Source organism: Bradyrhizobium commune, from assembly GCF_015624505.1.
Classification (GTDB): Bacteria; Pseudomonadota; Alphaproteobacteria; order Rhizobiales; family Xanthobacteraceae; genus Bradyrhizobium; species Bradyrhizobium commune.
In genome coordinates, this window is the sequence record NZ_CP061379.1 from 6,370,663 (window position 1) to 6,385,161 (window position 14,499).

The 14,499-nt window shown below is 60.5% G+C and carries 13 protein-coding genes; 5 read left to right on the plus strand and 8 right to left on the minus strand.

The window, feature by feature from the left end; all coding sequences use genetic code 11:
• Positions 1–6: 6 nt before the first annotated feature.
• The 3 genes from IC761_RS29865 to IC761_RS29875 form a co-directional block, all read right to left on the minus strand.
• Positions 7–1,119 carry a nickel/cobalt transporter gene (locus tag IC761_RS29865; RefSeq protein ID WP_368367077.1) on the minus strand — a complete coding sequence of 371 codons (1,113 nt, stop codon included), beginning with the start codon at positions 1,117–1,119 and terminating at the stop codon, positions 7–9.
• The gene (locus IC761_RS29870; protein ID WP_195800239.1) at positions 1,116–1,757 is read right to left on the minus strand and encodes a DUF1007 family protein; all 642 of its coding nucleotides are present in this window, start codon (positions 1,755–1,757) and stop codon (positions 1,116–1,118) included. The genes IC761_RS29865 and IC761_RS29870 overlap by 4 nt, the downstream gene beginning before the upstream one ends.
• A gap of 177 nt (positions 1,758–1,934) precedes the next feature.
• Positions 1,935–2,360 carry a hypothetical protein gene (locus IC761_RS29875; protein ID WP_195800240.1) on the minus strand — a complete coding sequence of 142 codons (426 nt, stop codon included), beginning with the start codon at positions 2,358–2,360 and terminating at the stop codon, positions 1,935–1,937.
• 1,354 nt (positions 2,361–3,714) lie between these two features.
• Here IC761_RS29875 and IC761_RS29880 point away from each other — a divergent pair.
• The 4 genes from IC761_RS29880 (at position 3,715) to IC761_RS29895 (ending at position 7,777) form a co-directional block, all read left to right on the plus strand.
• Positions 3,715–4,932: a tyrosine-type recombinase/integrase gene (locus tag IC761_RS29880; RefSeq protein WP_195800241.1), complete on the plus strand. Its 1,218-nt coding sequence runs from the start codon at positions 3,715–3,717 to the stop codon at positions 4,930–4,932.
• Positions 4,933–5,285: 353 nt separating this feature from the next.
• On the plus strand, positions 5,286–5,747 hold the full coding sequence (locus tag IC761_RS29885; protein WP_195800242.1) for a helix-turn-helix domain-containing protein: 462 nt from the start codon (positions 5,286–5,288) through the stop codon (positions 5,745–5,747).
• Positions 5,748–5,750: 3 nt separating this feature from the next.
• Positions 5,751–6,341 (plus strand): PIN domain-containing protein, encoded by a 591-nt coding sequence (locus tag IC761_RS29890; RefSeq protein ID WP_195800243.1) that lies wholly within the window; start codon positions 5,751–5,753, stop codon positions 6,339–6,341.
• Between the two features lie 389 nt (positions 6,342–6,730).
• Complete coding sequence (locus tag IC761_RS29895) at positions 6,731–7,777, plus strand: alpha/beta fold hydrolase (protein ID WP_195800244.1); 1,047 nt, start codon at positions 6,731–6,733, stop codon at positions 7,775–7,777.
• A gap of 89 nt (positions 7,778–7,866) precedes the next feature.
• On the opposite strand, the gene IC761_RS29900 is transcribed toward IC761_RS29895, so the two are convergent.
• Together IC761_RS29900 and IC761_RS29905 are read right to left on the minus strand one after the other, a co-directional pair.
• On the minus strand, positions 7,867–8,715 hold the full coding sequence (locus IC761_RS29900; protein WP_195800245.1) for a metallophosphoesterase family protein: 849 nt from the start codon (positions 8,713–8,715) through the stop codon (positions 7,867–7,869).
• Positions 8,716–9,123: 408 nt separating this feature from the next.
• Positions 9,124–9,885, minus strand: coding sequence for an SDR family oxidoreductase (locus tag IC761_RS29905; RefSeq protein WP_195800246.1), 762 nt, complete (start codon positions 9,883–9,885; stop codon positions 9,124–9,126).
• A 61-nt stretch (positions 9,886–9,946) separates the two neighbouring features.
• On the opposite strand from IC761_RS29905, the gene IC761_RS29910 reads away from it, so the two are divergent.
• A complete protein-coding gene (locus IC761_RS29910; RefSeq protein WP_195800247.1) occupies positions 9,947–10,519 on the plus strand; it encodes a TetR family transcriptional regulator in 573 nt (190 codons plus the stop codon).
• 100 nt (positions 10,520–10,619) lie between these two features.
• Here the strand turns inward: IC761_RS29910 and IC761_RS29915 are convergent, their stop codons facing one another.
• From IC761_RS29915 to IC761_RS29925, 3 genes are all read right to left on the minus strand, one after another.
• Entirely contained in the window at positions 10,620–11,825 is a 1,206-nt protein-coding gene (locus tag IC761_RS29915) for an ABC transporter substrate-binding protein (protein ID WP_195800248.1), read from the minus strand.
• A 110-nt stretch (positions 11,826–11,935) separates the two neighbouring features.
• Complete coding sequence (locus tag IC761_RS29920; RefSeq protein WP_195800249.1) at positions 11,936–13,264, minus strand: MFS transporter; 1,329 nt, start codon at positions 13,262–13,264, stop codon at positions 11,936–11,938.
• 36 nt (positions 13,265–13,300) lie between these two features.
• On the minus strand, positions 13,301–14,497 hold the full coding sequence (locus IC761_RS29925; protein WP_195800250.1) for an FAD-dependent monooxygenase: 1,197 nt from the start codon (positions 14,495–14,497) through the stop codon (positions 13,301–13,303).
• Positions 14,498–14,499 lie beyond the last annotated feature (2 nt).

Below are 14,499 nucleotides of genomic sequence, written 5' to 3' on the forward strand. Positions count from 1 at the left end.
CGGACGTTACCGCGCGAACATCCAAAGCTGCTCCGTTGCCATGTAGCCGGCCAGGAGCAGGGCACCAAAGGCGACAATCGCCACCGACGCCCCGACCTCGAGCGCCCGGATCGCGAGCATGCCAAAGCCGGCCTGAGCCTTGGCAACACGGCCGGCGATCTCGCGCGCGCTGACCGCGAGCGTTGCGATCGCCGCGACGGTCACCGCCGTGCCGAGGCCCATCAGCAGCGTAGCGCCGACGCCGGTCCAGAAAAGGTCTTGCGCCAGTGCAAAGACCAGCAGGATGATCGCGCCCGAGCACGGCCGCAACCCGACCGCGACGACTGCGGAGAGACCGCGCTGCCAGCCGCCCGTGCCGGCAAGCTCAGCCGGTTCAGGCCCGTGCGCATGTCCCCAGGCAGATTCGTGGTAGTCGTGAGCCTGACAATTAAGATCGTGGACGTGGCCGCATCCCGGGGCCTGACAGCGACCGGGACGCATTGCCATGGCGCGCGCTGGCGGAACGGGAGGCCGGAGATGCTCCCCGCTTAAACCGGAGGCGACGGCAAGTGCCGGCGGCTCTTGCCAGGCCACATCACGGCAGGCGACGGCAAAGGCGCGCCCCTTGACGAAGACCAGTCGCAAACCGATGAGGACCACGAGCCCATAGCTCATGATCTCGACGACGTGGACGGCCGTTCCGATCGCCGCTGCCGTCGTGTCGAGAAGAAGTGCCGCAATCGTCACGATGACGATGGCGACGGCGGATTGAAGGGAGGCCGATGCAAACGAAAGAACCACACCCCGTCGCCAGGTTTCGCGGTTAGCGACGAGATAGGATGAGATCACGGCCTTGCCGTGACCGGGACCGACGGCGTGAAAAACGCCGTAGAGGAGCGAGATGACGAACAAGCTCCATGTGGCTGTGCCGTCATCCTTGCAGGCCCGAATGTAACCCGACAGCGAGCGATAGAATTCTGCCTGTTTCGCGAAGATCCACCCTGCAAGGCCAGAAGCAGACATGTTTGCGGTTGGATGCGGGGCGCCGAACGGGGTACCTTGCGCCCATGCGGTGTCGACTGAGCTGACCGCCGCGACGACGACAAGCGCCAGCAGCAAGGCAGTGCGTGATTTGGTCATGGGCATTTCACCAGGATCTTATTGGCGAAAGTCTCGCCGTAGGTGCTCAGGGGATCGAGGGGCGCGTTGTCGAGCTGGCTCAGTCGCAACTGTTCGGCAGGTGTTGGCTCATGCGGCAGATCGTAGGTCGCAACGCACTGCGGAGCCCCACTAATCGAAACGGGGCTGTCCTTGGCGAACTCGAAGTCGACAAAGATCGAGGGGTCGTAGATCTCGATCTGAGTGGTTTTGCCAGCGACCGGCGCCTTCAATGGCAATGTGAAATGGAGGACGAGGGCCGGATTCTTGTATTCGAGCCAATAGTCGGCCGGGCCTGAGAACTTCAACTTCTTGCCGTCGGCTCGTGCGAAGGTGAAATAGTCGTACTCCTTCAACGACTCTACGTTCAACTGAGCAAGCGAAGCGAGTTCTTCGCGCGTGTACACGCCTTTCCTGGCGTGATGGATGCCTTGGAGAGCGTAGGCGGAAAACATGTCGTCGAACGCCCATGCATGGCGCACACCCGTCATGCTGCCGTCCGCCGCGTAGATGACTTCGCTGTGAAACGTCACCCAGACGTGGGGATGGGCTTCCGCGCGGCCGGAGATGAGCCAGGTCAGCAGCGCCGCCAAGCAGTGTCGATAGATCAGCCTCGTCATGATCGCTCACCATTCGTGCAATGGCATCAACGCCGGGGTCGCGCGATATCAGATTGAATGCGAAACCGCTCCGGCCAGCGTGCGCACTCGTTGAGCGCGCGCAGACTTGCACGGACGAGCGTCCGCGAATTCCGGTCGAGCGCGCCAGCAGCGACCAAGCGGCCGCCAGCGCAATTGTCAGACGAGGGAAGGAGGTCCGCGGGAGAAAAACGCCGGGCGACGAAGCTCGGATGCAGCGCGCGGGATCGACGTGAATAGGTTGCCCGCGCCGGCAGGATCGAACAAAGGAGAATGTCCACGGGCGTCCGGCAACGACGTCGTCGACAGCAGGAAGCCGGAGAAGCATATGCTGCAATGCTCCTCGTCATCATCCAGTCCGGCGGGATGAGCCTGTGAAACCAGCGACGTCGTCGGAGGCGTGAGGGCGCTTCCCACCACTGTCACGCCGTGCACGGCGTTGCGCGCGGGAGCGACGCCGTGATCGTGAGAGTGGCCGAAACAGAGCAGGATCTGGAGGATCAACGCCGCAAGCGCGACCCAGGCGGTCGCACGTCGGGCGGTGTCCCGCGCCACCATTGGTGCTGCCTCCGACGCGAACAGCATTCCGCTCCGATCCCCGAAAGCTCCGAGACCCGCGATCTCGAACGCGCAAAAAATGCACAGGTCGCCACAGGATAGCAGGAATATGGCAACCGATGGGCGGCGGCGGCTGAACGTGTAACGGCGTGTCACTCTTCTTGAGGCGCGTGCTTGCGTTGATTTTCTCCCGCTCAAGCAATTCGACCAGCAACTGCTCCAACAACAACCAGACGACGAAGCACTTGCTGGCGCTCGGTCTCCTGGGCGCGCACGAGGGCACAGAGCGTGCGTCCAACTATGGTCCTCCTTGTGGAGGCGATCACCGACAGGATCTCCGCAAAGCCACTGAAGATTAGAGTTTTGCCCGCGCAAGCGCAGCCAACAGCGCGCTACCGCGCACCAGATAGTACAGGATCGAAGACTCGCGTGGAAAATCGGACAAATGGCGCGGAGAGAGTGGGAGTCAAACCCACGATTCTCGATCATTCCATCTTGAACAGCTGCACGTAAGCACCGCCTGCCTCCGTCCTCGACATTTAGATCCAGCGTATGCGCTACAAGCCTCCTCACGCCGCTTGTGGTGAGATTTTTCTTGATCTCCAGTGCACCTGTTGTGCACGCGCCACCTTCTATAGTTGCCGCACATTGTCACCCTTACCGAACTAGGCGCCGTACAGCTTATCGCCGCCGGCCATCTTTCCTAGTTGTCGTGAGGAGTTGGACTTCCACTACATCGCCGTCGAACGCGCCGCTTCTCGTTACATTAAGCAGGATTGACGTGGTCCCGCGCAAGGCGCAGGCGCCCGTCGCCGTCGGTGCCAATATTGCAGTCCATGATCCGCAGCGGTTTTTTGAAGTGTGCTGTCAGACATTGGCGCACCATCGCGTTGCCTCCTCCTCGTCTTCCGCAGCTGTGGTAGCTATTCGGTAGCTATTTCTTCGATCAGCACTTGGCTAATATGTTTATTTTGTTATATAATCAGTCAAAATAAAGCTTATGAACCTCCTGTCTTAAAGACAGCAAAATGGTACTCGTGGGCTCCCGACTTTCGGCATCAAGTACAAAAATGGCAATATTATCAAGGCCGAACTTCGCCACATCAGTCTTGTCTGCCCTACAATGGGCACGACATGGCAACAGCTAACGGCTCGGGCTGACGCCAGAACAAGACATTGATTTTGCTGGTACAGTTGGGTGGGCTCGAACCACCGACCTCCTGTTCCACAGACACAGCACGGGCTCCGCCGGGGCTACGCCATTCCCGCCGTTCGTACGAAATACACAGCATTATCAACTAATAAGCCCGCCGTGTCCCGCCTTGCCTGCGCTGTAATTGGCGCTATGGTGGTAGCTACGCGGTAGCTACAGAGGCGATAGATGGCTGTTTCGAGTATAACGATCCGCGCAGTGCAAGCACTCAAGCCGGGCGAGACTATTTGGGACGCAGACCATCGCGAAGCGGTGCGGGGCTTCGGCGTTCGGCGCCAGCGTGAGCAAGCCACCTACGTCCTTAAGTACCGCGTGTTCGGCCGTCAGCGGTTTGTCACCATCGGCCCGCATGGCGCCCCATGGACCCCGGAGAAGGCGCGGCGCGAAGCAAAACGGTTGCTCGGTTTGGTCGCGGATGGGAAGGACCCGCAGGCCGGGAAGAAGGAGGCCCGCGACCAAGCAGCCGACACACTTGGCAAAGTCGTCGATGGATATCTGGCTCACGCCAAGAAACGCCAGCGGCCGAAGACGTATTCAGAGACCGAACGATATCTGCTGGTCGTCTGGAAGCCGCTCCATTCGGTTTCCATCTTCGCGATCCGCCGACGCGATATGACTGCCCAACTTGCCGAGATCGAAGCCGAACGCGGCGCGGTATCAGCGGCCCGGGCTCGCTCGAAATTGTCTGCCCTGTTCAACTGGGCCATTCGTGAAGGCTATGAGATTGAAGCCAACCCCGTGAGCGGCACTCATCGACCGGAAGCGCCAAAGTCCCGGAAACGCACGCTAACCGACGATGAAATCCGCGACGTATGGGCCGGCCTCGACACTGCTCCCGATCTGCCGGAGTGCTATCCGCGCTATGTGCGATCGCTGTTGCTCTGCGCTGCCCGGCGCAATGAAGGCGCCAGCATGCACTCGACTGAGTTCGAGGGCGACCTCCGGACCATCCCCGGCGAGCGCTACAAGACCAAACTGGATCACGTGATCCCGCTCACCGACGCCGTGAAGGCGCTGATTGGTGGCAAGCCGCATGGGGCCAACGGCAATTCATGGTTCGTATTCTCGACCACGTTCGGCGCGAAGGCTTTCTCGGGCTTCTCCAAAGCCAAGCGCGCACTCAACACCGAGATCGCGCGGCGCCGCGAAGCCGAAGAACGCGAGCCAATGCCGAACTGGACCCTGCACGACCTGCGTCGCACCGCCCGATCGCTGATGAGCCGGGCCAAGGTTCCTGCGGATCATGCCGAGCGCTGCCTTGGTCATGTGATCGGCGGGGTGCGTGAGACCTATGACCGGTACGAATATCTGGATGAAAAGCGTGAGGCCTTTGCGGCGCTCGCCGGCTTGGTCAACCGCATTGTGAGGATCACGGGCAATGATTGAACGATTGCCCCTTAAGCGGGTGCCGGAGTGGGAAGTTGAAAAGAGTGCGGCATGCCCCCTCTTTAGGCGAGAGCATTCGCTATCCGCCGATGGATGTGGAATGGCGACCTTCGCCCCTCGCCGCTGCCCTTGACGTGGGGCCTTTCGACGCACCCGTGGCCGACATGCTTTACCAATCCGCCCAAAAAGCCCCTTTCGTGCGCGATCACCGTCGGGTTCCCCCAGGCGCATCATGAACTTAGAGCGCTTATGCTTGGTTCAAGTTGCGCTTATTTCGACTATTTCGTTTATTTCGACAGTTGCGTTTATTTCGAATATTGCTTATGTATGAGCCTACAGAGGGGAGAACCACAATGACCATGCCAGCGTACGCTCAGGAGCTGGGGGCGGACAGGCTGCCTTCCGCGAGCGAGAAGGCGGCGGCCAACCAGCTTCGCCAGATACTCGCGTCCCATGTCGATGGTGACGTCAAGCTGCGCGTCCTCAAGGACGAGCAGAAGAAGCCGACCGAGATCAGCCTGTCTCCAGCCCTGTCGGGGCTGCTGATGGAATTGCTGCGACATATCGCGCACGGCGATGCGGTGACGCTGGTGCCCGTACATGAGATGCTGACCACGCAACAGGCGGCTGACATCCTGAATGTCTCGCGTCCGTTCCTGATCTCACTGCTTGAGCGCGGCGACATCCATTACTCAACGGTAGGCCGTCATCGCAGGATCAGGGCAGAAGACTTGTTTGCCTATAAGCGTGTCCGTGACGAGAAGCGCAGCAAAGCGCTCTCTGACCTCGCCGAGTTCGATGCGGAGCACATATAAGCCTTGTTTGCCAACCGGTTTACTGCGCTCATCGACGCCTGCACGCTCGTCAGCCCCCTGAAAAGGAATTTGTTGCTGTCGCTGGCGGAGGCTGGTTTTTTCCGCCTCCGCTGGTCGGTGCGCATCCTTGAAGAGACCGAAGCAGCGATCGAAAAACTTCTCAACGATAAGGGCGAGCATAACGCAGCTGAGCAGGCAAAACGGGCCCGCGCTAATATGGAGACAGCATTCGAGGACGCCATGGTGACGGACTTCGATAATTTTCTGTCCGTTGCTGCCACCTTGCCCGATCCCAACGATGCGCACGTAATCGCTGCCGCAGTCAAGACTCAAGCGGCCACGATCGTGACAGAAAACCTGAAGCACTTCCCCGAGCCAGTGCTTGCGGCGCTCAACATGGAAGCAAAGTCGACGGACGAGTTCATCGCGGACACGATTGCGCTAGATGAAGGCCGTGCCGTCGCAGCCATCCGGCAAATGCGCGAGCGATTTAAGAAACCGGCGATTACGGCCGAAGCGTTGTTGCTGAAAATGGAATCGATCGGACTCCTGGAAGCGGCTGACCTGTTAAGGCCATATGTGGATTTGCTCTAAGACCTCGGGAAGAAAGCTCGCGCCGGCCATCCGCGCCAAGACAGGCGCCGAAATCGCCGGCGCATTTACTAGCCGGTCGGCGCGTCGAGACCGGCGGTTGGCGGGCCAGTGTAGCTTGGCGACAGCTTCACTGATCGCCTGCTCGACCATCAACTGGCGAATTGTGGCGCACCGCGTCCCTTCCTCCTGACGATCGAGCTAGTGCTGCCGCCGCTACGCTCGACCGCGGCGGCCTCGGCCCCAAGTGCTGCGATCCTGCACCGATCAAACTCGCGAACGCTCTAACGCCACTTTGCAGATTGTTGCATCGACAATGCCGCGCACACGTCGTTGTTCAGTTCACACGAAGGTCACTTATGCCCGGTATCGATATTCATAGGACGCTCACCATGGCATTCCCCGTTACAGACCACACCGTCAAGACGGCTCGCCACACCACGTGCTATCTCGCCTGCGGACCGGAAGCAGGACCGTTGCTGATCCTTTGTCACGGATGGCCCGAACTCTCGCTCTCGTGGCGACATCAGCTACCGACCTTCGCGTCCTTGGGCTTTCGTTGCGTTGCGCCCGACATGCGCAGCTATGGCCGCTCAAGCACCTATGCGCGTCACCAGGACTTCGCCCAGGAAGAGATCGTGCAGGACATGCTAGAGCTCCTGGCGGCGCTGGGACGTGACCGGGCTGTCTGGATTGGCCACGATTCGGGCAGCATAGTCGTGTGGAACTTGGCCGCGCACCATCCCGACAAGACAGTGGGTGTGGCAAACCTCACTATCCCTTACATTGCGCAGGGCTTCACGCTCGACAATCTCGTCCCTCTTGTCGATCGTAGGACCTATCCCGAAGCCGAGTATCCCGTGGGCCAGTGGGACTACATCTTGTTCTACCAAGAAAGCTTCGACCGGGCGTGTGCATGGTTCGATGCCAATACGCGCGACGTCGTCAAGGTCGTATTCCGCAAGGGAAAACCCAATGGCGCCGGCAAGCCTGCACCCTCTGCGTCCGTGCTCAAGGTTAGCGGCTGGTTCAGCGGCGCACCGTGTCCCGACCTGCCGCGCGATTCTGACATCATCAGCGAGCAGGACCTTGAGACCTATACGTCGGCGCTCATCCGCAACGGCTTCTTCGGCGCGACCTCCTGGTACGTGAACTACGACGCCGATAATGCCGCCTACGCGGCGCGAGCGGTAAACGACGGCAAGCTTTCCATGCCGGTGCTGTTCTTGCACGCCGCGTACGACTACGACTGCGAGACCATAACATCGAGATTCGCCGAGCCGATGCGGCGCGACTGTAGCAATCTTACCGAAGTCGTGGTGAAGTCTGGGCACTGGATGGCCCAGGAGAAGCCCGCAGAGGTCAATGCGGCTCTTGTCAGATGGCTCGTCCAGAAATTGCCGGACTATTGGCCAAGTCAACCAAAGGGACGGAACTAATCGATCGTTGCGCTTAGAGACTCGGAATCTTTGGCGACCAAGTGACCACACAGGAATTTCCTTACGCGGGGAGCAGGCGCGAGCCCACATCAACCAGCGTGGGGCGGAGGAGAAGGCGGCATATCGCGCAGGAACCGATAGCGGCCGTGCCCTTTGATCGCGGCTAAGTCGTGCGAGATCAGCCCGCTCGGCCGCTCGATTGTGACCTGGACATCGTCTTGCGAGAAATCGAGGACCGTGACGCCGCAACGGCCATCGCCGCCATGCGCCTGCGGGGCGGCAAAGGCGACAGCAGGTACCCATAGATGCCTCTGATCGCCGACTGTGCGGTCGCGATGCTGATGCAGGTGACCGCTGACGATCAGACGCACGTCGGACTGATTGAGCTTGTTGAGCAGTCGCGTCCGAACCGACGGCACCATGCACGACGGACTCACGTCATCGTCGGTTGGATGTTCGAGGAAGAGAGGTTTGTGCAGGAAGAGCGCGGTGGGACGTCCGGCGGCACTCAACTGCTCGCTGAGCCACTGGTCCTGTGCGTGTTCCCGCACCAGCCCCGAGCCGAAGAGCTGCGCGTTGACACCGAGCAGGCGCCAACCACCGGCATCCAGGGTCCAGCGATCGATAACAAAAGAGCTGTCCCACCGTGCGAGCCGATCTGCGTCGATGATCTGTTCAGTATCCTGGCCGGGTGGCTCGTCGCCGACGTCGTGGTTGCCAGGCAGCGCCATGACACGAGTGCGCAGTTTCGCCAGCGCGGTGGCCGCGAAGGCGATCTCGGCGTCACTGTCAGGTCCGTTGATCGCGAGGTCGCCATTGACGATCACCGCATCGCCATTCGCGCCGTCGGCAAATTCGCGCGCCACGCACCAGTTCTCCCAGAAGAAACCATGTGTCGGAGAAAGGTGAATGTCCGATAGAACGACGATGCGGGCCATGCTGGCCTCCTACCCCTATGGGAGCAGGCTAGAACACTGAGGCAACAGCGATGTGAATGCGAGCGGCGTTGATGTCGGCTCGGGGTCACGGGCTGCCTTTCCGAATTGGTTGGCGCCACGCCCGAAGGCGAGGCGAATGCGTTCATGACGGACGCCTTGACGGGCTGGCGCTCGGATCGCGTGCAGGCGGAGAGCTTCCCGTCGCCAGGATGGCCGCGAGGATCTCGCTCTGGCGGTCGTTGAGGCCGAAGCGCCGATAGATGGCGGTGATCAGCAAGTATTCAGGCAGCGTAGTGGCGCGGCGTGGAGCAGAGAAAAGATACTTGCCTGGTGCGGACGTGATAGACCGAAATGACACCTTCCGGACTGAGGCGGAGGCGATCGAAAATGAAACGGCAAATTTCCAGATCAGAAGGTCGTAGTGATGCCGCCGTCCACGGCGATGCTCTGGCCGGTGACGAAAGAAGCGGCATCGCTGGCAAGGAAGACCACGACCCCGGCAATTTCTTCGGGCTTCCCCCAACGGCCGAGCGCGGTACGGGTCTTCAGCCAGCCAGTCCACTCCGGATCCTTGGCGAGGTCGGCATTGACCTCGGTGGCAAATGTTCCAGGCGCGACGGAGTTGACAGTTATCCCGTGGCGGCCGAGATCGACGGAGAGTGCGCGGGTGAGGCCGTCCAGCCCAGCCTTTGCCGCCGGATAGCCGACGTCTCCGGCACGGCCGAGACGTCCGATCACGGAGGAAACGTTGATGATCCGACCCGACGCGCCGCGATGGATCAATGCACGGGCAATCGCCTGGCTCATCGCGTAGGCGGAAACCATGTGACCGTCGAGCATGCGGCCGAATTCATCCGGCGACATGTCATCGAACCCCCGACGGTCGCGTTGGCCCACATTGTTCACCAGGATGTCGATGTCTCCGAGTCCGGGAATCACCTGCTGCGGGGTGTCGCGCAGCGTGACGTCGAACGGAGCACCGTGAACGTCCAAACCCTCCGCTCGCAATTTGGCGACGACCACATCCAGCGCGGCGGGCTCGCGTCCATTCAAAATCACCCGGGCGTCCGCCTCGGCGAGGCCGCGCGCCATCTCCAGTCCGAGCCCCCGCACCGACCCCGTCACTAAGGCGGTGCGGCCGGCGAGCGAGAAATTCACGCAGCGGGCCATCCGACACCTCGACTGAAACGACTGTTTCAGTTATCTACAGCAAGTACGACAGGAGCGCAAGGTGGCCACGACTGAAGCAGTGACGGACGAACCGTCGCCGCGCCGCGCAGAGTTGCTCGACGCCAGCTATGCCTATGTTCTTGGTCATGGCCTCAACGGATTGTCTTTGCGCCCTCTGGCTGCCGCGATCGGCTCCAGCCCCCGGGTGCTTCTCTATTTATTCGGCAGCAAAGATAACCTGCTGCGCGAAGTCTTAGCTCGGGCACGAAGCGAGCAGATCGCGCAATTGGCTTCCGCGTTTCAAGTTAAGGGCCAGGCCCACGGCCTCGAGGGAACGGCCGCACGCCTATGGACGTGGCTGTCCGCACCCGAACAGCGCCCCATGGTCCGGCTCACATACGAAGCTTTTATGCTTTCTCTCAGCCATGAACCCGGTCCCTGGGCGGGCTTCGCCGCGGAAGCGGCCCAGGACTGGCTGAACTTGCTAGTAGATGCTCAGGTTCATGTCACCCAGACCAAGGCCGAGGCACGAGCCACCCTCGTCCTTGCAACGATCCGCGGTCTGCTTATCGACCTTCTGGCTTGCGGCGACAGTGAAAGAATTGCAGCCGCGGCGCGCATGAATTGGCTCTGAATCAAGGCAGGAAGCCGGACATGGGATTCCGTTGAGCCTGTCATCAGGCGGTCTACTCAGTTTCGACTGCCCGACTCGTCTGAAGCTCTAGGAGCCCTCTCTACCGAACCAGAGCGCACCCTCCTTCCGCCATAGGCCGAAATGCCCGGTCGGCTGGAATGGTCGAAATGAGCTTGTAGTAATCGTAGGGATACTTGGATTCCGCAGGTTTTTTCACCTCGAACAGATACATCGGGTGAATGACGCGGCCGTCCTGCCGGATGGTGATGTCGCCAAACAGCTTGTCCTTGCCTTCGAATTTCTTCATCTGTGGCACGGCTTCCTTGGCGTCGTCGCTTCCGATCGCGGCGACCGCATTGAGATAGGCGAGCGTTGACGCATAGACGCCGGCCTGGTTTCCGCTCGGCATCTTGCCGTTCATGCCCGGTCTTGCGGCGAACCGCTTGGCGAACGCACGCGTATCGTCATTCATGTCCCAATAGAAGGCCTCGAGCAGTTGCAACCCCTGCGCCACTTTCAATCCCATTCCGTGCACATCATTTACGAACACCAGGAACGCGACGAGGGATTGGCCATTTTGCTGGATCCCAAATTCGGCCGCCTGTTTCACCGCGTTCACTGTATCGCCGCCGGAGTTGGCGAGCCCAATCACCTTGGCTCCTGATCCCTGCGCCTGGAGCAACAGCGACGCAAAGTCCGACGTATTTAGGGGATGTTTGCTGGAGCCCAGAACCTTGCCGCCGTGGTTCTCGATGTACCTCGTCGCCTCCGCCTCTATGCCCTGACCGAGCGCAAAGTTCACGGTCAGGAAATACCAGCTATCGCCGCCGTGTCCCATCATCGCCGCAGCGGTCGCGTTTCCGGTAGCCCACACGTCATTGACCCACTGAATCGTATTCGGTGAGCAGGCTTTGCCGGTAAGGTCGGAGCTCGCCGTCGAAGACGCCAGGAACGTCATGCGTGTGTCGCGCAGCAGGGAATTGATGGTGAGGCCAACGGCCGAATTGGGCACGTCAACGATCGCATCCACGCCATCCACCTCGAGCCATTTGCGCGCGATCGTAGAGCCCACATCAGCCTTGTTCTGATGATCGGCGTATACGATCTCGACCTTGATGTTCTTCCCGCCGCCAGCGAAATCCTCGGCAGCCATGCGCGCCGCCTCTACCGATCCCATGCCCGTCGTGTCCTGGAAGAGCCCCGAGATATCGCTGAGCACGCCTATGCGCACCACGTTACCCGATATCTCCGCCCTTGCCTGGCCAAAGGCTAGGCACGCGAGCGCAACGATCATCAGACGAGCCATGTCAACCTCCCTCATTTTGGTGAACGGCCGTGACCGTTCGCTACGCAAAGCAATATGCCGGCGCAACAACTTGGCGCGGCCCGGCTGGATGCGCGGGCCTGGCCATCGGATCAGTCGTTGAGCGTTCGATCCTTGGTTTCGGCGGCAACCGTCAGCGCAATGCCCGCGCCGACGGCAAGCACGAAATAGTAGGCGGTGATCGCCGTCGTCGTGCCGTAACGAGCGTACAGGCTCGCCGCTACGAGCGGTGCAATGCCGCCTCCAAGAACTGTGCCGAACTGTTTGCCGATCGAAACGCCGCTAAACCGGACCGCCGTCGGAAACAGCTCGGGGAAGAAGCTTCCCTCGGGACCAAACATCATCGGGTGGATGATGCCGGCCGCCACGATGATAGCCACGGTTATCAGCAACGGACTCTGGAGGGCCAGAACGTGGTAGAACACCAGCATGGAAAGCGCAGCTGCAGCCAGGCCGACAGCGTAGATCGGCTTTCGTCCTATTTTGTCCGACCATGCCCCAAACAACGGTACCAGGAAGAGACCAAAGACGTTGGCGATGAGAACGGCTTGAGCAAGCACGTCGCGGGCAATCCCAAGCTCGCGGGTCGCGTAAGCAAGAGTAAAGATCGCGGTCAAATAGAAGTAGGACGTTTGAGCAAGTTCGATGAAGAATACGATCAGGATCGGTTTGGTGTGTTTTTTCATCGCCTCGAGTGCGGGCAACTGCGACACGCCAGCGGATTCCCGGAACGTTCTCGATTCATCGATTCCGTAGCGCAAGTAGAGACCGATACCGACCAGGATGCCGCTGGCCACAAACGGCACGCGCCAGCCCCATGATAGCAGTTCGGCTTCGGGCAGTTTGGTGATCAGCAGTGTCGACAGCGATGCAAACACCACCCCGATTGGCCCGGCCGCCTGAATGATGGATCCGGACAATCCGCGCGACTTCTTCTCCGCCGACTCGATCGCCATGAGCCCGGCAGCGGTGGACTCGCCACCGAGGGCAAATCCCTGCAGGAAGCGAAGGAAAACGAGGGCTACCGTCGTGGCGATACCCACGGCTTCATATGCGGGGAGAAAGCCGATCAGCATGGTGGCCAACCCCATGATCAGCATGGTCGTCAGCAACACCGATTTGCGACCGACGCGATCGCCGAAATGGCCGAACACCAGCCCGCCCAGCGGGCGTGCGATGAAACCAACCGCGAAGGTCGCAAAAACGGCGATGGTCCCCACCGTTGGGTCGACTTTCGGGAAGAAAAGCCGCTCGAAAGCCAGAGGCCCGATCAGCCCATAGATGAAGAAGTCGTACCACTCGATGGTGGTTCCGATTGCCCCAGCGATGAGGAGCTTGCGATGAGCCGCCTTGTCAGCGTTCGAAGCTTGCCCGGTAATGAGCTTTGGCGCTGCGACAGCTATTTGATCGTTTGTGGACATGTTTCCCCCTAATTTTTTATTGAATACTCTACGGTGTCACGGGATGCTTGAATGCGCGCCCGTTTCCGTGCCGGCATCGGGCTGCCGGCGCGCCTTCCGTCGCTCATATTCGCGGATGAACGCGGGACAGATCGACGCGAGGCGAGTCGGATCGACGCGACCGGAACGACTGATGTAGTCCATCGCGAAGTCCCAGGCCGGACGATTCATATTTTCAGCGAAGTGCTCATACCAATCCGCGCTTCTCGACGCGGCATCGAGCAGCTTCTGCACGACGGGCCGTCGCCGCTCCTCGTAGAGAGGCAAGGCGGCTGCAATATCACCATCGGTCGAGGCAATCGCGCCGACCAGGGCTTGGACATCCTCGAGGGCGAGACGCGTACCGGAGCCGATCGAGTAGTGCGCGGTGCGAAGCGCGTCGCCGACCAGCACAATATTCTTGTGGAACCAGCGGACATTCGTGATCTTCGGAAACTGCCGCCAGATCGACCGGTTCGAAATCAACTGGGCTCCGTCGAGGTCGTCGGCGAACAACCGTTCACAGAGGACACGAGACTCTTCGAGCGGGAGGCTTGCGAGAGCGCAGCGCTCGAAATTGTCGGCCGTGGTTTCCACCAGGAAAGTGCTATGGGTCGGCGAAAACCGATAATGGTGCGCGTTGAACGGCCCGTGGTCGGTGAATTTGAACGTTTGGGTCAACGCATCAAAGGGCCGCGAGGCACCGAACCACGCGAACCAATTCGTCAACATATCGACTCGCGTGCCGAATTCCGCCTCATACCGGCTTCGCAGCACGGAATTCGCGCCGTCGGCCGCCACGATGAGATCCGCTTCGCCGAGCTCCGAGGGATCTGCGATCGACTTTCCGAAGGTCGGGATTATGCCCACTTCCCGCACTTTCTCGTTCAGAATGCGCAGCAGCGTTACCCGGCTGATCGCCGTGAAGCCGATCCCGTCGATTCTGATCCGCTCGCCTCCGACCCTGATCTCGATATCTTCCCAGGATTCCAATCCGGCCGAGATTGATCGGACAAGCTCCGCGTCATCGTCGGCCAAGAACTGGAGGCCCTGCGCGGAGAAGACGACGCCGAAGCCGAACGTCACGTCGGGCATGTTTTGCTCGATCACCGATACGTTCGCTTCGGGAAACAGGCGCTTGAGCCTGTAAGCGGCATAAAGCCCCGCCGGGCCGGCGCCGAGAATCTTGATGTTGCGAGCACCGCCGGTTGGCATGA

What these genes read in the sequence shown, in the direction of transcription:
- IC761_RS29875 (WP_195800240.1), bottom strand. Translation starts at nt 2,360, where the DNA reads ATGCTGTTCGCGTCGGAGGCAGCACCAATGGTGGCGCGGGACACCGCC.
- IC761_RS29905 (WP_195800246.1), bottom strand. Translation starts at nt 9,885, where the DNA reads ATGGCCCGCTGCGTGAATTTCTCGCTCGCCGGCCGCACCGCCTTAGTG.
- IC761_RS29880 (WP_195800241.1), top strand. Translation starts at nt 3,715, where the DNA reads ATGGCTGTTTCGAGTATAACGATCCGCGCAGTGCAAGCACTCAAGCCG.
- IC761_RS29900 (WP_195800245.1), bottom strand. Translation starts at nt 8,715, where the DNA reads ATGGCCCGCATCGTCGTTCTATCGGACATTCACCTTTCTCCGACACAT.
- IC761_RS29865 (WP_368367077.1), bottom strand. Translation starts at nt 1,119, where the DNA reads ATGACCAAATCACGCACTGCCTTGCTGCTGGCGCTTGTCGTCGTCGCG.
- IC761_RS29885 (WP_195800242.1), top strand. Translation starts at nt 5,286, where the DNA reads ATGACCATGCCAGCGTACGCTCAGGAGCTGGGGGCGGACAGGCTGCCT.
- IC761_RS29895 (WP_195800244.1), top strand. Translation starts at nt 6,731, where the DNA reads ATGGCATTCCCCGTTACAGACCACACCGTCAAGACGGCTCGCCACACC.
- IC761_RS29915 (WP_195800248.1), bottom strand. Translation starts at nt 11,825, where the DNA reads ATGGCTCGTCTGATGATCGTTGCGCTCGCGTGCCTAGCCTTTGGCCAG.
- IC761_RS29870 (WP_195800239.1), bottom strand. Translation starts at nt 1,757, where the DNA reads ATGACGAGGCTGATCTATCGACACTGCTTGGCGGCGCTGCTGACCTGG.
- IC761_RS29925 (WP_195800250.1), bottom strand. Translation starts at nt 14,497, where the DNA reads ATGCCAACCGGCGGTGCTCGCAACATCAAGATTCTCGGCGCCGGCCCG.
- IC761_RS29920 (WP_195800249.1), bottom strand. Translation starts at nt 13,264, where the DNA reads ATGTCCACAAACGATCAAATAGCTGTCGCAGCGCCAAAGCTCATTACC.